This window comes from Stenotrophomonas sp. FR024 (assembly GCF_047500745.2).
GTDB classification, from domain to species: Bacteria; Pseudomonadota; Gammaproteobacteria; order Xanthomonadales; family Xanthomonadaceae; genus Stenotrophomonas; species Stenotrophomonas maltophilia_A.
On the sequence record NZ_JAXAXM020000009.1, the window covers coordinates 105,234 to 122,737 of the forward strand.

Below are 17,504 nucleotides of genomic sequence, written 5' to 3' on the forward strand. Positions count from 1 at the left end.
ACTGGAATACACGCGTCATGAATGCGATAACACCTGCTGCCATGCTCCGGTCACTCTGGAGCAATCGCGGCATCATCTGGCTGCTCGGGAAACGCGACGTCCAGAACAAGTACAAGGGATCGTTCGGCGGCTTGTTATGGACACTGATCAATCCGCTGTTGATGCTGCTCATCTACACCTTCGTCTTTGCAGTGATCTTCAAGGCCCGCTGGCATGGCCAGGTAGGGGACAGTCGGGCCCAGTTCGCGCTCGTGATGTTCGTCGGCGTCATCATCCATGGCTTCTTCGCCGAGATGGTGAATCGTGCGCCGGGCATGATCTTCGAGAACACGAATTACGTTACGAAGGTCGTCTTCCCGCTTGAAGCGCTGCCGGTGATCAGCCTCGGCTCCGCGCTGTTCCATACGCTGGCAAGCGCCTTGGTGCTGCTGGTGGGCCTGTTGATCTGCAATGGCGGCCTCCATTGGCATGCGCTGTTGTTCCCCGTGGTGTTGGCGCCATTGCTGGTGATGGCTGTGGGGATAACTTGGATACTCGCCGCGCTGGGCGTGTTCATCCGAGACCTGAAGCAGACCACCACGTTCGTCACCACTGCAATGCTCTTCCTGTCGCCGGTGTTCTATCCGCAATCGGCGTGGCCAGAGAAATACCAGAAACTCTTCCTGCTCAACCCGCTTACCTTCATCATGGAGCAATCGCGCCAAGTGCTGGTGTGGGGCAAGCTCCCTGATTTCGTCGGCCTGGCGGCATACCTGTCGATCGCGCTGCTCGTTGCTTTCGCAGGGTTCGCCGTGTTCCAGAAGATGCGCAAGGGGTTTGCCGATGTCATGTGAAAATCCGGGCCAGCCCGAACTCGCCATCGAAGTGACCGGGTTGGGCAAGTATTACGAGATCTACGCCGATCCCAAGGACCGGCTCAAGCAGTTCGTCCTGCCGGTGCTTGATCGGGCGCTGGGTGGCGAACCGAAGCAGTACCACCGTGAGTTCTGGGCACTGAGGGACGTTTCCTTCAAGGTCCGTCGCGGCGAGACCGTTGGAATCATCGGACGCAATGGCTCCGGAAAGTCGACGCTCCTGCAGCTTGTCTGCGGCACGCTGACGCCGTCCAGCGGACAGGTGAGCACCACGGGCCGCATCGCCGCGTTGCTGGAGCTGGGTTCGGGCTTCAATCCGGAGTTCACCGGTCGCGAGAACATCATGTTGAGCGGAGCGCTGTTCGGGCTGACGGCCCAGCAGATGGAGGAACGCTACGACGACATCGTGGCCTTCTCCGGCATCCCGGATTTCATCGACCAACCGGTTAAAACTTACTCCAGCGGCATGGTCGTGCGGCTTGCGTTTTCCGTGATCGCCCACGTCGACGCCGATATCCTGGTCGTGGATGAGGCGCTCTCGGTGGGAGATGCCTACTTCACGCAGAAGTGCATGCGTTTCCTGCGCTCTTTCATGAAGCGAGGGACGCTGCTCTTCTGCAGCCACGACATGGGGGCCATCATCAACCTGTGCGAGCGCGCAATCTGGCTCGACAAGGGTGTCATGCGCATGAACGGCGCGCCCAAGGAACTGTCGCAGGAGTACCTGGCGTCGCTGTTCGAACCGGAGGATGGCAGCATGGCAGAGACTGCTCTGGTCGAAGGCGGTGGAGGCGAAGTCGAAGTCGAAGACACGTCCGCGGATGGCCAGCCTTCCCCGTTGGAGTTGACCGCGGAACCCGCCTATGTGGATATGAGACAGACGCTCATCGATGCGTCGATGCTCCGGAACGACATCGAGGTCTTCCAGTTCGACGAGAACCGTGCTTCGTTCGGGACGGGCGCTGCGCGCATCACCGCGGTGCATCTACTGGATGCGCAGGGCCAGAAGGTGAACTGGGCGATAGGCGGGCAGGACGTCAAGCTTCGGATCATCGCGCGCGCCAACGAACAGATCAGCCGGCCCATCGTGGGGTTCGTCGTGAAGGACAAGCTGGGGCAGATAATCTTTGCCGACAACACATACCTGGCGCACCGCGACCGTGCCATCGTGGTTCCGCGCAACGGCGAGGTCGTGGCGACGTTTGATTTCAGATTTCCGGTACTTCCAGCGGGCGAATACAGCATTTCCCCAGCCATCGCCGAGGGCACCCAGGCCGACCATGTCCAGCACGAGTGGGTGCACGATGCGCTGATCCTCCACGTGCAGTCCAGCGCCGTCTGCCTGGGGCTATTTGGTGTGCCAATGCGAACTATTGAACTGGAGGCAACGTCGTGAGCCATGATCGTTCCCAGGTGCCTGACGGCGAGATGAGCTTCACCGGCGAACGGTTTCTGCCGGGCGTTAGCGGCGAAATCGAGATGGAGCACTACCACCGCTACCAGCTCGCATCGCGCATTGTCGCCGGCAAGGATGTTCTGGATATCGCCTGCGGCGAAGGATATGGATCTGCCCTCCTGTCGATCGGTGCGGCGCGTGTCACCGGCGTGGACATCGATGCCGTGGCGGTGGCGCATGCGGCAGCGACCTATCCGCGCGAGGGGTTGGAGTTCAAGCTCGGCTCGTGCGCCGCCATCCCGGTGCCCGATGCGAGCGTGGATGTGGTGGTCAGCTTCGAGACCATCGAGCACCACAACCAGCACCAGGAGATGATGGCGGAGATCGTGAGAGTGCTGCGTCCTGGTGGCGTGCTCATGATGTCCAGCCCGGATCGCTACGAGTACTCCGATCGTCCTGGTTTCCGCAATGAGTTCCACGTCAAGGAGCTCTACAGGCAGGAACTGGAGGCGCTGGTGGGGGATTACTTCCCCAACTACCGACTGCTCGGGCAGCGCACCACGATGGCCTCCATGATCGGCCGCGTTGCCGATGGCGGTGGCGCGGCCGAGCCGGTAGCGCCAGGAATCCATTACTGGACCGAGAGCGAAGGGCTGGAGAGCGTCCGCTCGGGCAGCATGCCGCGCGAGCCGGTCTATTTCATCGTACTGGCGTCCGCCGGAGCCTTGCCCAGCTTGCCGGACTCCGTGTTTGAAGTTCCCGGCTATTTTGAATCGCGCGTGCAGCAGGTCGCGGACGATTACCGGCGGGAGATATCACGTATTGGCCAAGAGCGCGACGGTATGCTGCGCGACAAGGATGTGGCGTGGGAAGCGCGGGTCGAGCAGGTGGCTGCCGATTACCGGTCCGAGATAAGCCGCATAGCGGCCGAGCGTGACCAAGCGCTGGCCGACAAGGACGCTGCCTGGGAGGCAGAGCTCAGGAAAGTCGCTCGGGAGTATGAGGATGCCCGTGGTGCTGGTACCGCAGGCGGCGACAGCGCGGGGCCGACGGCCCGCATGGAAGCCGCGCCGGCGACGGTGCCGGCAGGGCATGGTGCTGGGTCGCTGGCGATCGATTCCGACGATGGTGCTGGCGCGGGAGGCGCGGGCGATTGGACCGGCATGTTGCCCTTGGTCAGTCTGATCGTAGTCAACTACAACGGCATGCGTTATCTCCAGCCCTTGTTGGCGAGCCTTGGCGCCTTGAACTATCCGCGCTATGAGGTCGTCATGGTGGACAATGCCTCGTCTGACGGCTCGGTGGACTTCGTCCGCTCCGCCTTCCCGTGGGTAAGGATCGTGGAGTCGGGAGGCAACCTTGGATTCGCAGGAGGCAACAACCTTGGGATGCAAGTGGCTCGTGGCGACCTGATCGGCCTGATCAACAACGACACCGTCGTTGATCCCGATTGGTTGTCGGCGCTTGTCCGGGCACTGATGGACGAGCCGGATGTCACGGCGGCGGGTTCAAAGATCCTGTTCTTCCGGCGATACGTCGAGCTGACGATAGAAAGCCTGCCGTTCCAGCCCAGTGCGGGGGGCCAGTCCAGCGATACGCGCGAGCTTGGGATGCTTGTTGACGAAGCCAGTGGTTTTGTCGAAAGTGGCTACAAGAAGCCTTTGTACGGGGAGGGCTTCTGGGGCAGGGAACAGCACGGAGACCGGAGCGTGCGCTGGACGAGCGGGCGGGGCACGATCCGCCTGCCGCTACCGCCGGATCCGGTTGATGGACGGTATGTTCTTGAGTTGGATGTCTCCGGGACGAATGCCGCAGCGGGCCGTGAATTCACGGTGAGCCTCGCGGGTACGGTGCTGGGCACGGGTGTTCTTGCAGCGGATTATGCAAAGCATGTGTTTACTTGCCCGGCCGCCCTGCTCGATGGCGCTGCCTGTGACGTCATCAATAACGCTGGCACGCTGCTCGATGGCAATGGCGAGGCGGGTGACCGTGGAATCTACGAGGACGACCGTGGTCAGTATGATGAGCCGGAGGACATGCAGGCCCTTTGTGGCGCCGCCATGCTCATGCGCCGCTCTGCTCTGGTACAGGCGGGGCTCTTTGATTCGAACTTTTTCATGTACTACGAGGACACCGACCTGAGCTGGCGCCTGCGCAAGGGCGGGGGGCGCCTGCGTTACGTGCCGGCCAGCGTCGTACGCCATGTGCATACGGGATCCAGCGTCGAATGGTCGCCAGTCTTTGTTTTCCACGTCTCCAGGAATCATGTGCTGATCAAGATCAAACATGCCCCGGCCGCCGTCGCGGGCCGGGCCTACGGAAGGGAAGTACTGAGATGCCTGCGCTCTGCAGTCGCGGCAGCGCGTCGCGGCTTCACTGACAAGCGCCTGAACGCGGAGTTCGGGCTGCGTCTGCGCATCCAGCGTGACCTGTTCAAGCTGCTTCCAGTCGTACTGCGGCAACGTTGGGGCGGCCTGCCGTCCTGCAAGGATCGCATCGGGGCCGTCCCCGCATGAAAGTAGGCATCTATAATCGTTACTGGGCCACGATGGGCGGCGGTGAAAAACACGTCGGCACGATCGCGGAGATCCTGCTGGCCGAAGGCCACCAGGTGGACCTGATCCGCGTCGGCCCCGTCGACGAAGCAGAGTTCAGTAGCAGGATGAACCTCAACTTGGCGGGGGCACACTGGGTCGAGTGGCCCGGCTCCTCCTGCAGCGAGCTCGCGCCACGCTCGGCCGGGTACGATGTATTCATCAATTCCACTTACTGCTCTTCGATGGTCCCGCAGGCCAGAAAATCGCTGTACCTGGCATTCTTTCCCCATGAACTCATCGAGGCCGCGCCGCTTCCCAGGCTTTTTCAGCGTGCGGCGGGAAGATTTGATCGTACCGGACACCCTTGGCTTTCGCGTATGTCGAGTTTGGCGCAGCGCACGCTGCGTCGTGGCGTGGCGTCCAGTCGGCGCCCGTTCATCGACAGTTACGAAGATCCGATGGCGAACTCTGAATTCACGGCAGCGTGGATTCGCAAGCGCTGGGCGCGTGATGCCGTGGTGCTTCCTCCGCCAATCGACGTGGAGCGCTTCGGCTCGGTGGACCTGTCGAACAAGAAGAAGGTCATTCTGAGTGTCGGCCGCTTCTTCTCCGGCGGCCACAACAAAAAGCATATCGAGATGATCACTGCTTTCCGGCAAATGCACGACAAGGGCCTCGTGCCGGAGGGTTGGGAGTACCATCTCGCCGGCAGCGTCCATGCGGAAAGCGAGGAGCATCGCCGCTACTTCCAGAAGGTCAACGCACTGGCGGAGGGCTATCCGATCCGTATTCTCGGAAACCTTGGATCACGGGAGCTGCTGCAGGAGTATGCGGAGGCATCTATCTTCTGGCATGGTGCGGGCTGGGGGGAGCGTGGTGACCAGGAGCCCGAGAAACTGGAACACTTCGGAATGACCGCCTGCGAAGCGATGGCCGCCGGCGTCGTACCCATCGTGCAGCCGTTGGGCGGGCCACGCGAGGTCGTCACCGACGGCGTCGATGGCTATTACTTCAGTGACGCCAGGGAACTCCAGGAGCGCACCCTTTCCTTGATGAAGCTCTATGGGACGCCCGAACTGGCGCAGTGGGCCGCCCGCGCACGTGCCAGCGTCCAGAAGTATTCGCAGGCGAATTTCCGGGCCGTCTTCATCAAATTCTTCAACACGATCGCTTGATCACAGATTTAGGGCAGGCATATGGCACGAGTACTGGTTACAGGTGGTGCGGGATTCCTTGGGTCGCACTTGTGCGATCGATTGGTCGAACGGGGCGACGAAGTCCTGTGCGTCGATAATTTCTACACGGGCTCCAAGCGGAACGTCGAGTCCCTGCTCTCGAACTCGCGCTTCGAGATGATGCGTCACGACGTGACCTTCCCGTTGTATGTCGAGGTGGACCGGATCTACAACCTGGCATGCCCGGCAAGCCCCGTGCACTACCAGCACGATCCGGTGCAGACGACGAAGACCAGCGTCCACGGCGCGATCAACATGTTGGGGCTTGCCAAGCGGACGCGTGCACGCATCCTGCAGGCCAGCACCAGCGAGGTCTACGGTGATCCGGAGATCCATCCGCAGGTGGAGGATTACTGGGGCAAGGTGAATCCGATCGGCATACGCAGCTGCTACGACGAAGGAAAGCGCTGTGCCGAAACTCTGTTCTTCGACTACTGGCGCCAGCACCAGCTGGAAATCAAGGTGATGCGTATCTTCAACACCTACGGCCCCCGCATGCATCCAGAAGATGGCCGGGTGGTCAGCAACTTCATCGTGCAGGCACTGCGCGGGGATGACATCACGATCTATGGCGATGGGCAGCAGACGCGCAGCTTCTGCTATGTCGACGATCTCATCAGCGGCATGATCAGCCTGATGGACAGCCCCGCAGAGCTGACCGGGCCGGTCAACATCGGCAATCCGGGCGAGTACAGCATGCTGGAACTGGCCGAAACGGTCATCCGGCTGGTGGGCGGCCACTCCAAGCTCGTGTTCAAGCCCCTGCCCTCGGACGATCCCCGCCAGCGCCAGCCGGACATCTCGATGGCACGGGCGGCGCTTGGCTGGGAGCCTCGCGTGAGCCTGGAGGACGGCCTGAAGGAGACCATCGCCTACTTCCGCAAGCGCTTGCAGGAATGACGGATATGAAAAGCTCGTCGCTGGTCGTCGTGATGCCTGTTTACGAAGATGTCGAGGCTTCGTCCATGTTGTTCAGGGCTTTGGCACGGGACCAGGGCAATGATGTCTACATCGTCGCAGTCGACGATGGCTCCGTGCGGCAGCCGGTGGACGCCGCCGCGATCGCCGCTGCGGGTCTCGATGGCGTGGTCCTGAAGCTGCGGCGTAATGTCGGGCATCAGAAAGCCATCGCGATCGGGATCGGCTACGTATCCGAACACTTCGTCGATAGGCAGCGCGTGGTCGTCATGGACTCGGACGGCGAAGATACGCCGCGCAGCATCAGCGAGCTCCTGGAGGCGTTGGAGTCCCCCGACGTCGATATCGTCGTGGCCTCGCGCAAGAGCCGGGTGGAAACCTTGAAGTTCCGTGCGTTCTACGTCGTGTACAAGTGGTTGTTCGCGATGCTCAGCGGCCGGCGCATCAGCTTCGGCAACTTCATGGCGGCCAAGCTGCATGCGATCAAGCGCCTGGCGGTGATGCAGGAGCTTTGGGTGCACGTTGCGGCCTGCGTGCTGACATCCAAGTTGCGGGTGGCATCGGTAGCTGTCGACCGTGGCCCGCGCTACGCCGGCAAGAGCAAGATGAACTTCGTTGGGCTGGCACTGCACGGTTTTCGCGCGCTGATGGTGTTTGCCGAGGATGTGCTGGTACGCGTGGGCATCGCCTGCACCGCGATCGCCGGATTGTCAGTGCTTGGCACTGTCCTTGCACTCGGGCTCAAGGCGGTCGGATTCGCTACACCGGGTTGGTTCTCGCTGGTGACCGGCATCCTGTTGCTGGTGTTCCTGCAGACCGGTGCGCTGACGCTGATCATCCTGATGCTCTCCGGAACGCTGCGCAATGGCGGCATTCTTGAAGTCGGTGGCTACAGGGCGTTCATCGCCGAGATCCTGCATGCGCGCACTGAGTGAGCGCATGCTGGCCAGCGAGGTCGTCCGCTATGGGATCAACGGTTTGCTGGCGACCGCGCTGCACTTCATGGTCCTCTACTGCGCGCTGGAAGTATGGGGCTTTCGATCAGCGGGACTTGCCAATGGCGCCGCAGCCTGCGTGGGCATTGCCGCGTCGTTCCTGGGCAGCCGTTACTTCGTCTTCCGCGCCTCCTCGGGCAGTTTCGTCGGCCAGGGTGTCCGGTTCGTAGCGCTTTACGCCGTCATCGCGCTCCTCCATGCACTCGTGCTCTACCTGTGGTCCGATCGAGCGGGCTGGGATTACCGTCTGGGCTTCCTCGTGGCGACTTGCGTGCAGGTGGCCTGTAGTTTTCTTGCAAACAAGTTGGTGGTCTTCAAATGAACAAGCTGGTCAAAGCGTTGCTCCTGACGTTGGCGTACGTCGTTACACTGATTGTCGTCTACATCGTGCACATGCGCTGGTTCAAGGTCGATGTCGTCCTGTACGCCAGTATTTTCGACGGCTTCCTGGCGGCTCTCATCGTCGGCGTGGCGGCACGAGGGGTGGGCGCGCTTTCCGGGTTCTCGGTGCTGGAGAAAGTCCAGCTGATCACGATCTGGCTGTTGGGCGGCTACCTGTTCGCCATATCCGTCCCGACTGTGATTGATCGATCATTGTCCTTCTATATTCTGGAGAAGATCCAACAACGCGGAGGCGGTATCCGTGAGGATGGTTTCGCACGCGTGTTCACTGATGAGTACCTCCCGGAGCACCATTTGGTGGAGGTGCGGCTGACGGAGCAGGAACAGTCGGGCACCATCGCCATCCACGATGGTTGCGTGCGGCTCACGCCCCGTGGCCAGGCTTTGGCAACCGCCAGCCGTTTCTATCGACAGAACTTCCTTCCACGCCAACGTCTGCTGATGGGCCAGTACACGGATGCACTGACCGATCCGTTCCGCTCCAGCAAGCAGGTGACCGACTATGAGTGCCAGTAAGAGCGCAGGCCGCTGGCGCAACGACCTGTTCGCTGCCTCGGTCTTCCTGCTCGTCGGGGTCGTGTTCTACCAACTCAAGGCGAACGCATATTTCACGGCGGTCCCCGGCGATCTTATCGACGCCCGTTTCAACTCGGTGGTCCTTGAGCATGTCTACCTTTGGTTGACCGGCGCCACGCCCGATGTGTGGAGCCCGGGCTTCTTCTACCCGGTGGCCAACGTACTGGCCCTGAGCGACAACCATTTCGGCTCAATCCTTCCTTATGCGGCCTTCCGCTGGTGGGGGCTGGATCGCTCGGAGGCATTGTCGGCCTGGCTAATGCTGGGGGGCGTACTCAACTACGCATGCGCCTACGTCGCCGCCCGTAGTTTGGGGCTGCGTCCTTCCGGCGCGGGAGCGGCGGCATTCGTATTTGCGTTTTCCCTTCCCGTTCTGGCACAGCAGGCGCATGCGCAGTTCGCATTCCGGATGTTCGTCCCTCTGCTGTTCCTAACCTTCTCCCGATGGCTGCAGCACGGCCGCCCCTCATCCCTGGCCTGGAGCTCCCTGCTGTTCGCTGCCCAAGTCTACTGTGCCATTTACACGGGTGTCTTCGCGGCCTACCTACTGCTGGCGATGACGGCCGCTTGGTTGCTGTTGGGGCGTGGCCGAACCCTAGCAGCGCAAGTCCGGGCCAGTTTCGGCAGGAACGAGTTGGGGCGCACGTTGGCCAGCCTTGCCGTCGTGCTCGCGTCTGCCATCGCAGTACTCGCCCTGCTGCGCAGCTATCACGCGGTAACTGAGGTACAGGGGTTCGTCAGGCCGCGCGACGAAATCCTGGGGATGTTGCCGCGGGTGTGGAGCTACCTGATCGCGGACTTCTCACCGCTGACGCGGTTCATCGGCGGCTCGATTGGTGACATCTCGATGCGCCACGAGCACCAGCTCTTCCTGGGCCTGGGCGTCCTGCTGTTCGCCGTCGTGGGGCTGCTCCTCGCCCTGCGGCGCATCGCCGATGCAGAACTGGGCATGCTGGCCGGCTTGGCCACGCTGGTGCTGGTGATCTGCACGCTCAACGTCAGCAATGTGTCGCTCTATCGTGTCTTCCTGCATCTTCCCGGCATTGATTCCATCCGTGCCGTTACACGCGTGATGCTCGTCATGGTGATGCCGATAGGCCTGCTTGCCGGCATCGGATTCCAGCGTGTCCTGCTGCTGGCCTCGCGTCGCGGTACCTGGACGGGCGCCCTGGCCTGTGTGGTTGCCTTTGTGTTGCTGACTGCCGAGTCCGTGACCTTCCAGGCTGGCCATGCGACCTTTGCCCAATGGCAACAACGGCAGGTAGCGTTCGCTGCCCGCGTTCCCGCTTCTGCACGGCAGGGTGACGTCCTATTCGCCGACAGGTCGGCCGAGGCCCCGTATCTTGACGACCTAGATGCCATGATTTACGCGCAGGACCACGGGATGTTCTCCGTGAACGGCTATTCGGGTTACGTGCCGAAGGGCGCGGGCGTGTCGGGCCCCTGTGAGTCGCCCGAAGGGTTTGCGCGCGCGTTCGGCGCCGTCAACGGCCTCGCTGCTCCTGCCATCGAAGCGCTTAGCCACCGCCTAGTACTAGTGCCGCTCGGGGACTGCTCCGGTGGCCGCATGAGCAGGATGTCCGGGCGAGTGGCGTCCGGTGTTGCAGAACACCTGCGCTTGGACATCACTGGCACCACGATCCAGCCGGGTCAGGTTGCGTTCACGCTCACGTTGGCCAATGGCTCGGATGGCGTCCTCTCGACCCGCGAGGTCCTGGGGCGCGACGTGCTGCTGTCGTGGCGGTTCATCCCCGACGGTCGCGACGAACGAGCCGTCGACTGGGATGCACGCCAAGCGCTGGTGTTGGAGTTGGCGCCCGGTGACCAGGCGGAGCTGCACGTCAAGGCGCCCGTCGCATCGGGGAGCTACACCCTGGAGGCGTCGCTGGTCCAAGAGACGATGTTCTGGTTCCACGATGAAGGCATGCGGATCCCGTCAGTCCACGTCGAAGTTCCTTGAATCCATTCTCCCCACAGAAGACACACGGATGAAGATCGCAATTGCAGGTACCGGGTACGTAGGCCTATCCAACGGCGTGTTGCTTGCGCGGAAACATGAGGTTGTCGCTGTCGACATCATGCCCGCTAAGGTAGAAGCGCTCAATGCGCGCAGGTCTCCCATCGCGGACGCCGAGCTGGAACAGGCATTGGCACACGACGCGCTGGATTTCCGCGCGACGCTCGAGCCCCGGGAGGCTTACGAAGGCGCGTCGTTCGTCATCATCGCCACGCCCACCGACTACGACCCCGACACCAATTACTTCAATACCCGTTCGATCGAGTCGGTCATCGCTGACGTGCTGGCCATTAATCCATCGGCCACGATGGTGATCAAGTCCACTATCCCGGTCGGCTACGTGCTCAAGGCACGTGAGAAGTTCGGCGTGGACAACATCATCTTCTCGCCGGAGTTTCTGCGCGAGGGCCGCGCGCTGTACGACAACCTGCACCCGTCCCGCATCATCGTGGGCGAGCGTTCGCCCCGGGCCGAGGCGTTTGCACGCCTGCTCCAAGAGGGCGCCATCAAGCAGGACGTGCCCGTCCTGTTTACTGAACCGACCGAAGCCGAGGCCATCAAGCTCTTCGCCAATACTTACCTTGCCATGCGCGTGTCCTACTTCAACGAGCTGGATAGCTACGCGTTGACGCATGGGCTGGACTCGCGGCAGATCATCGAAGGCATCAGCTTCGATCCACGCATCGGCGGGCACTACAATAATCCATCCTTCGGATACGGTGGCTATTGCCTGCCCAAGGACACCCGGCAGCTTTTGGCCAACTACCAGAGCGTCCCTCAGACGTTGATCCGGGCCATCGTCGATTCGAACACTACGCGGAAGGACTTCATCGCGGCCGATATCCTGCGGCGCAATCCCCAGGTGGTGGGTATCTATCGCCTGATCATGAAGGCCGGTTCGGACAACTTCCGCTCATCCAGCATTCAAGGGATCATGAAGCGCTTGAAGGCTAAGGGCGTTGAGGTGATCGTGCACGAGCCGGAACTTCATGAAGACGCGTTCTTCCGCTCGCGGGTGGTAAACGACCTGGAATCCTTCAAGCAGCAAGCGGACCTGATCATCAGCAACCGGATGGCCGACGCCCTGCTGGATGTGAAGGACAAGGTGTATACCCGCGATCTTTTCGGCGACAACTGAAAAATGATCGAACAAGGCAGGCCGGTGACAGACCGGCCTGCCTTGTTGCTTCAGGCCAGCGCCTCTTCCAGCTCCGGCAGGATCGCAAACAGATCCCCCACAAGGCCGATATCGGCAATCTCGAAGATCGGCGCGTCGCCGTCCTTGTTGATCGCGACAATGGTGCCGGCATCCTTGATGCCGGTCAGGTGCTGGATCGCACCACTGATGCCAACGGCCACGTACAGTTCCGGCGCGATGATCTTGCCGGTCTGGCCGACCTGCAGGTCGCTGGGCACGTAGCCGGCATCGACCGCCGCACGCGAGGCACCGACGGCAGCACCGAGCTTGTCGGCCAGCTGGAAGATGACCTTGAAGTTCTCTTCCGAACCGACGCCACGGCCACCCGAAACCACGCGCTTGGCGCTCTGCAGGTCCGGACGGTCGCTGGCACCGGCGGCCAGGCCGACGAAGCGGGTATGGGTCGGCAGGGCAGCGTCGACGCTGGCTGCTTCAACGGCGGCATTGCCACCTTGGGCGGCTTCCGGCCACGAGGCGGCACGCACGGTGGCGACCACGATCTGGTCGGCCGGGGCTTCCACGGTGATGATCGCGTTGCCGGCGTAGATCGGGCGCTTGAAGGTGTGGCTGCCTTCAACGCTCATCAGGTCGGAGACCTGGTTGACGCCGAGCAGGGCGGCCACGCACGGCATCAGGTCCTTGCCGAAGGTGGTCGACGGGCCGAATACGTGGGTGTAGCCCTTGGCCAGCTGTGCGATCTGCGGCGCCAGCACCTGGGCGATGGCCTGCGCGTTGGCCGCGTTGGCGACGGTCAGGACCTTGGCGACCCCAGCGATCTTCGCGGCTTCAGCGGCGACAGCGGCCGGATCGGCGGCCAGCACCAGCACGTCGATGCTGGCACCGCTGATGGCGGCGGCGGCGCTGACGGTCTTGGCGGTGGCGGCATTGAGCTTGCCGTCGTGGTGCTCGGCGATGACGAGAATCCTGCTCATTACAGCAACCCCTTCTGCTTGAGTGCGGCAACCAGTTCGGCCGCGTCCTTGACCATCACACCCTTGCTGCGCTTGGACGGCGCGGCGTACTGGGTGGTCTTGAAGGTGTCGGCGGCTTCAACGCCGAGGTCGGCCAGCTGCAGGGTCTCCAGCGGCTTGGCCTTGGCCTTCATGATGTCCGGCAGCTTGATGAAGCGCGGCTCGTTCAGGCGCAGATCGGTGGTGACCACGGCCGGCAGATCCACTTCCAGCGTTTCCAGGCCGGCGTCGACTTCACGGGTCACCGTGGCCTTGCCATCGGCAATTTCGAGCTTGCTGGCGAAGGTCGCCTGCGGGCGGCCCCACAGCGTGGCCAGCATCTGGCCGGTCTGGTTGGCGTCGTCGTCGATGGCCTGCTTGCCGAGGATCACCAGATCTGGCTGCTCCTTTTCGATCAGCTTGAGCAGGGTGCGCGACGCGGTCAGCGGCTGGATCGCCTGGTCGGTGACGACGTGGATGGCACGGTTGGCGCCCATGGCCAGGCCGTTGCGCAGGTGCGCCTGGGCGTCGGCCGGGGCGATGGTGGCAACCACGACTTCGCTGGCGATGCCCTTGTCGCGCAGGCGCAGGGCTTCTTCCAGAGCGATTTCATCGAAGGGGTTGGGGGACAGCTTGACGCCGTCGGTGACCACGCCGGAACCGTCCGGCTTGACCTGAATGCGGACGTTGTAGTCCACCACGCGCTTGTACGCGACGAGGATTTTCATCTGGTACGGGGTCCTTCAATAACGGAGAGAACGTCCGGTCCTGGAGCAGCAACCGGTTCGGGGGTGGGACCCCGATTCTAGCTGGCTTGGGGTGACCATGCGAATGCGTATGGTGGGAGCTCCGGCTGTTGCGATGCAGCAATGCAGTCGGCCTGAGTTCACTTGTGTGATCGCGTGTTACCGGAGGCCCGTTGTATCCTTCAACGTTGCATTGTCGTGGCCATGAAGGCCCCGTCCCACGAATCTCGATCAGGAGAACAGGTAGTGCCCACATGGCTTGTCACCGGCGGCGCCGGATTCATTGGCGGTAACTTCGTTCTCGAGGCCGTCGCGCGCGGCGTCAAGGTCATCAACCTCGATGTGCTGACCTACGCCGGCAACCTGAAGACCCTGTCCAGCCTTGATGGCAACCCGAACCACCTGTTCGTGCAGGGCGACATCGGCGACCGTGATCTGGTCGCCCGCCTGCTGGCCGAGCATCAGCCGGACGCGGTCGTGAACTTTGCAGCTGAAAGCCACGTTGACCGCTCCATCGATGGTCCCAGCGCCTTCATCCAGACCAATGTTGTGGGCACCCTGGGCCTGCTGGAAGCGGTCCGCGACTACTGGAAGGCGCTGCCGGCCGAACAGGGCGCGGCGTTCCGTTTCCTGCACGTGTCCACCGACGAGGTGTACGGCACGCTGGGTGAGACCGGCAAATTCAGTGAAACGACCCAGTACGCGCCCAATTCGCCGTACTCGGCGTCCAAGGCTGCGTCGGATCACTTGGTACGTGCGTTCCACCACACCTATGGGCTGCCGGTGCTGACCACCAATTGTTCGAACAATTACGGCCCCTACCACTTCCCCGAGAAGCTGATCCCGCTGGTGATCGCCAAGGCGCTGGCCGGCGAGCCGCTGCCGGTGTACGGCGATGGCAAGCAGGTGCGCGACTGGCTGTTCGTGTCCGACCACTGCGAGGCGATCCGCACCGTGCTGGCCAAAGGCCAGGTCGGCGAGACCTACAACGTCGGCGGCAACTCGGAAAAGCAGAACATCGAAGTGGTGCAGGCCATCTGCGCGCTGCTCGATGCGCGCCGCCCGCGTGAGGATGGCCTGCCGCGCAGCAGCCAGATCACCTACGTCACCGACCGCCCGGGCCATGACCGCCGTTACGCAATCGATGCGTCGAAGCTGAAGAACGACCTGGGCTGGGAACCGGCCTACACCTTCGAGCAGGGCATCGCCTTCACCGTCGACTGGTACCTGGACAACCAGAACTGGGTCAACGGCGTGCTCGACGGCAGCTACCGCCTGCAGCGCATCGGCACTGCAGCCTGAACCCAGGAGACACCATGACCCAGCGCAAGGGCATCATCCTCGCCGGTGGTTCCGGCACCCGCCTTTATCCGATCACCAAGGGCGTCAGCAAGCAGCTGTTGCCGGTGTACGACAAGCCGATGATCTACTACCCGCTCAGCGTGTTGATGCTGGCGGGCATCCGCGAAGTGTTGATCATCAATACCCCGCACGAACAGGCGCTGTTCCAGCAGTTGCTGGGCGACGGCTCTCAGTGGGGCATGGACATCCAGTATGCGGTGCAGCCGAGTCCGGATGGCCTGGCCCAGGCCTACCTGATCGGCCGCGACTTCGTGGCCGGCAAGCCGAGCTGCCTGGTGCTGGGTGACAACATCTTCCACGGTCACGGTTTGCGCGAAGTATTGAAGCGCGCCGATGAGCGCGTGGATGGTTCGACCGTGTTCGGCTACTGGGTAAATGATCCGGAGCGCTACGGCGTGGCCGAGTTCGACACGAGCGGCAAGGTCATCGATCTGGTGGAGAAGCCGGAAAATCCCCGCTCGAACTATGCGGTGACTGGCCTGTACTTCTATGACGGCAAGGCCAGCGATTACGCGGAGGAACTGAAGCCGTCGCCGCGCGGCGAGCTGGAGATCACGGATCTCAACAAGCGCTACCTGGAGGAAGGCAATCTTCACCTGGAAGCGCTCGGCCGTGGCTATGCCTGGCTGGATACCGGCACCCATCAGTCGCTGCTGGAGGCATCCAACTTCATCGAGACCATCCAGACCCGCCAGGGCCTGCAGGTGTGCTGCCCGGAAGAAATCGCGTTCGGTCAGGGCTGGATCAATGCCGAGCAGCTGGAGGCGCTGGCTGCGCCGCTGATCAAGAATGGCTACGGCCAGTACCTGCATAAACTCGCGCTGCGTGGAGTCGTTCCGTGAAAGTGATTGAAACCAAGCTTCCCGGCTGCAAGATCATCGAGCCGGCCGTGTTTGGCGATGCGCGTGGCTATTTTTTCGAAACCTGGAATGCCGAGCGCTTCGCTGCACTGGGCCTGCCGGACCGTTTCGTGCAGAGCAACGTATCGACGTCCGCACAGGGCGTGCTGCGTGGCCTGCATTACCAGTGGCCGCGCCCACAGGGCAAGCTGGTCAGCGTGCTGGAGGGCGAGGTCTATGACGTGGCCGTGGACATCCGTCGTGGCTCGCCGACCTTCGGCCAGTGGGAAGCGGTGGTGCTGAGTGCGGAAAACAGGAAGCAGTTCTGGATTCCGGAAGGCTTCGCGCACGGGTTTGCCGTGCTGTCCGAACGTGCGCTGTTCAGCTACCTGTGCACCGATGTCTACGTCAAGGAGGCGGATGCGGGTATCCGCTGGAACGATGCTGATATCGCGGTGGACTGGCCGGTCAGCGCACCGACCTTGTCGGCCAAGGACGAGAACGCGCCGTTCCTGAAGGACATTGCCGAAGACCGCCTGCCGGTCTACATCCCGTGACGGTGCTGGTGTTCGGCGGCAATGGCCAGGTCGGCCAGGAGCTGCTGCGCGCGCTGGCGCCGCTGGGCAAGGTGGTCGCAACGACCCGCAGCGGGCAACTGCCCGACGGAAGTGGCTGCGAAACCGCCGATTTCGGCCAGCCCGACAGCCTGCCGGCATTGCTGGATCGCCTGCAGCCATCGGTGGTGGTCAACGCGGCCGCCTATACGGCGGTTGATCGTGCCGAGCAGGATGCCGAGGCCGCCTTCGTCGCCAATGCGCAGACGCCGGGCATGATCGCGCGCTGGTGTGCGGCGCACGGCGTGCCGTTCGTGCATTACTCCACCGACTACGTGTTCGATGGACAGGGCAGCGCGCCCTACCGCGAAGACGAGCCGACCGCGCCATTGGGCGTGTACGGCACCAGCAAGCGCGATGGCGAGGATGCGGTTCGCGCGGCCGGCGGTCGTCATCTGATCTTCCGCACGGCGTGGGTGTATGCCTCGCATGGCGCCAATTTCCTGCGCACGATGCTGCGGGTGGGCGCCGAGCGCGACCAGTTGCGTGTGGTGGCCGATCAGATCGGCACGCCGACACCGGCCGCGTTGATTGCCGATGTCACCGTGCAGGCGCTGCAGCATCCGCGCGCGCTGTCGGGAACGTGGCACCTGACGGCGTCGGGGCAGACCAGCTGGCATGGCTTTGCCGAAGCGATTTTCGCTGAAGCGCTGGCGACGGGCGTGCTGGCCAAGGTGCCGTCGGTTGAAGCCATCCCCAGTTCCGAATACCCGACCCCGGCCAAGCGCCCGGCCTGGTCGGTGCTGGACAACCGCAAGCTGCAGCAGGATTTCGGCATCGTGCTGCCGAACTGGCAGGACGGCCTGAAGCGGGTGATGGCGGAGATTGCCTGACCCGGCAGGCGAAGTGCCGACCAACGGTCGGC

At 62.7% G+C, this 17,504-nt stretch carries 16 protein-coding genes; 14 read left to right on the forward strand and 2 right to left on the reverse strand.

Features of this window, described 5'->3' with window-relative positions; translation table 11 throughout:
• Positions 1-17 precede the first annotated feature (17 nt).
• Genes ACMZ91_RS11940 through ACMZ91_RS11985 form a run of 10 tightly spaced genes read left to right on the forward strand, consistent with a single transcriptional unit; the run spans position 18 to position 12,068 of the window.
• The gene (locus ACMZ91_RS11940; protein ID WP_049461335.1) at positions 18-833 is read left to right on the forward strand and encodes an ABC transporter permease; all 816 of its coding nucleotides are present in this window, start codon (positions 18-20) and stop codon (positions 831-833) included.
• Complete coding sequence (locus tag ACMZ91_RS11945) at positions 823-2,250, forward strand: ABC transporter ATP-binding protein (RefSeq protein ID WP_049461337.1); 1,428 nt, start codon at positions 823-825, stop codon at positions 2,248-2,250. The genes ACMZ91_RS11940 and ACMZ91_RS11945 overlap by 11 nt, the downstream gene beginning before the upstream one ends.
• Positions 2,247-4,766, forward strand: coding sequence for a glycosyltransferase (locus ACMZ91_RS11950; RefSeq protein ID WP_049461339.1), 2,520 nt, complete (start codon positions 2,247-2,249; stop codon positions 4,764-4,766). Before ACMZ91_RS11945 ends, ACMZ91_RS11950 begins: the two co-directional genes overlap by 4 nt.
• The gene (locus ACMZ91_RS11955) at positions 4,763-5,962 is read left to right on the forward strand and encodes a glycosyltransferase family 4 protein (RefSeq protein WP_049461342.1); all 1,200 of its coding nucleotides are present in this window, start codon (positions 4,763-4,765) and stop codon (positions 5,960-5,962) included. Before ACMZ91_RS11950 ends, ACMZ91_RS11955 begins: the two co-directional genes overlap by 4 nt.
• Before the next feature lie 21 nt (positions 5,963-5,983).
• On the forward strand, positions 5,984-6,922 hold the full coding sequence (locus tag ACMZ91_RS11960) for a UDP-glucuronic acid decarboxylase family protein (protein WP_049461344.1): 939 nt from the start codon (positions 5,984-5,986) through the stop codon (positions 6,920-6,922).
• Between the two features lie 5 nt (positions 6,923-6,927).
• Complete coding sequence (locus ACMZ91_RS11965; RefSeq protein WP_049461346.1) at positions 6,928-7,875, forward strand: glycosyltransferase; 948 nt, start codon at positions 6,928-6,930, stop codon at positions 7,873-7,875.
• On the forward strand, positions 7,859-8,257 hold the full coding sequence (locus tag ACMZ91_RS11970; RefSeq protein ID WP_049461348.1) for a GtrA family protein: 399 nt from the start codon (positions 7,859-7,861) through the stop codon (positions 8,255-8,257). Before ACMZ91_RS11965 ends, ACMZ91_RS11970 begins: the two co-directional genes overlap by 17 nt.
• On the forward strand, positions 8,254-8,853 hold the full coding sequence (locus ACMZ91_RS11975; protein WP_049461350.1) for a hypothetical protein: 600 nt from the start codon (positions 8,254-8,256) through the stop codon (positions 8,851-8,853). Before ACMZ91_RS11970 ends, ACMZ91_RS11975 begins: the two co-directional genes overlap by 4 nt.
• The gene (locus ACMZ91_RS11980) at positions 8,840-10,873 is read left to right on the forward strand and encodes a putative glycosyltransferase family protein (RefSeq protein ID WP_049461352.1); all 2,034 of its coding nucleotides are present in this window, start codon (positions 8,840-8,842) and stop codon (positions 10,871-10,873) included. The genes ACMZ91_RS11975 and ACMZ91_RS11980 overlap by 14 nt, the downstream gene beginning before the upstream one ends.
• A 28-nt stretch (positions 10,874-10,901) precedes the next feature.
• Complete coding sequence (locus ACMZ91_RS11985) at positions 10,902-12,068, forward strand: nucleotide sugar dehydrogenase (protein ID WP_049461354.1); 1,167 nt, start codon at positions 10,902-10,904, stop codon at positions 12,066-12,068.
• Between the two features lie 50 nt (positions 12,069-12,118).
• Here the strand turns inward: ACMZ91_RS11985 and ACMZ91_RS11990 are convergent, their stop codons facing one another.
• Positions 12,119-13,060 carry an electron transfer flavoprotein subunit alpha/FixB family protein gene (locus ACMZ91_RS11990; RefSeq protein WP_049461356.1) on the reverse strand — a complete coding sequence of 314 codons (942 nt, stop codon included), beginning with the start codon at positions 13,058-13,060 and terminating at the stop codon, positions 12,119-12,121.
• The gene (locus ACMZ91_RS11995; protein ID WP_012509979.1) at positions 13,060-13,806 is read right to left on the reverse strand and encodes an electron transfer flavoprotein subunit beta/FixA family protein; all 747 of its coding nucleotides are present in this window, start codon (positions 13,804-13,806) and stop codon (positions 13,060-13,062) included. The genes ACMZ91_RS11990 and ACMZ91_RS11995 overlap by 1 nt, the downstream gene beginning before the upstream one ends.
• Before the next feature lie 264 nt (positions 13,807-14,070).
• Here ACMZ91_RS11995 and rfbB point away from each other — a divergent pair, with 264 nt between their 5' ends.
• Genes rfbB through rfbD form a run of 4 tightly spaced genes read left to right on the forward strand, consistent with a single transcriptional unit; the run spans position 14,071 to position 17,472 of the window.
• The gene (rfbB, locus tag ACMZ91_RS12000; RefSeq protein WP_049461358.1) at positions 14,071-15,126 is read left to right on the forward strand and encodes a dTDP-glucose 4,6-dehydratase; all 1,056 of its coding nucleotides are present in this window, start codon (positions 14,071-14,073) and stop codon (positions 15,124-15,126) included.
• Positions 15,127-15,140: 14 nt separating this feature from the next.
• Positions 15,141-16,028: a glucose-1-phosphate thymidylyltransferase RfbA gene (rfbA, locus tag ACMZ91_RS12005; RefSeq protein WP_049461360.1), complete on the forward strand. Its 888-nt coding sequence runs from the start codon at positions 15,141-15,143 to the stop codon at positions 16,026-16,028.
• Positions 16,025-16,582 (forward strand): dTDP-4-dehydrorhamnose 3,5-epimerase, encoded by a 558-nt coding sequence (gene rfbC / locus ACMZ91_RS12010; RefSeq protein WP_049461362.1) that lies wholly within the window; start codon positions 16,025-16,027, stop codon positions 16,580-16,582. Before rfbA ends, rfbC begins: the two co-directional genes overlap by 4 nt.
• The gene (gene rfbD, locus ACMZ91_RS12015; RefSeq protein ID WP_049461364.1) at positions 16,579-17,472 is read left to right on the forward strand and encodes a dTDP-4-dehydrorhamnose reductase; all 894 of its coding nucleotides are present in this window, start codon (positions 16,579-16,581) and stop codon (positions 17,470-17,472) included. Before rfbC ends, rfbD begins: the two co-directional genes overlap by 4 nt.
• Positions 17,473-17,504: the final 32 nt, after the last annotated feature.

Coding starts and splice junctions, on each gene's coding strand:
- ACMZ91_RS11940 (WP_049461335.1), top strand. CDS start 18: ATGAATGCGATAACACCTGCTGCCATGCTCCGGTCACTCTGGAGCAAT.
- ACMZ91_RS11945 (WP_049461337.1), top strand. CDS start 823: ATGTCATGTGAAAATCCGGGCCAGCCCGAACTCGCCATCGAAGTGACC.
- ACMZ91_RS11955 (WP_049461342.1), top strand. CDS start 4,763: ATGAAAGTAGGCATCTATAATCGTTACTGGGCCACGATGGGCGGCGGT.
- ACMZ91_RS11960 (WP_049461344.1), top strand. CDS start 5,984: ATGGCACGAGTACTGGTTACAGGTGGTGCGGGATTCCTTGGGTCGCAC.
- ACMZ91_RS11965 (WP_049461346.1), top strand. CDS start 6,928: ATGAAAAGCTCGTCGCTGGTCGTCGTGATGCCTGTTTACGAAGATGTC.
- ACMZ91_RS11970 (WP_049461348.1), top strand. CDS start 7,859: ATGCGCGCACTGAGTGAGCGCATGCTGGCCAGCGAGGTCGTCCGCTAT.
- ACMZ91_RS11975 (WP_049461350.1), top strand. CDS start 8,254: ATGAACAAGCTGGTCAAAGCGTTGCTCCTGACGTTGGCGTACGTCGTT.
- ACMZ91_RS11980 (WP_049461352.1), top strand. CDS start 8,840: ATGAGTGCCAGTAAGAGCGCAGGCCGCTGGCGCAACGACCTGTTCGCT.
- ACMZ91_RS11985 (WP_049461354.1), top strand. CDS start 10,902: ATGAAGATCGCAATTGCAGGTACCGGGTACGTAGGCCTATCCAACGGC.
- ACMZ91_RS11990 (WP_049461356.1), bottom strand. CDS start 13,060: ATGAGCAGGATTCTCGTCATCGCCGAGCACCACGACGGCAAGCTCAAT.
- ACMZ91_RS11995 (WP_012509979.1), bottom strand. CDS start 13,806: ATGAAAATCCTCGTCGCGTACAAGCGCGTGGTGGACTACAACGTCCGC.
- rfbA (WP_049461360.1), top strand. CDS start 15,141: ATGACCCAGCGCAAGGGCATCATCCTCGCCGGTGGTTCCGGCACCCGC.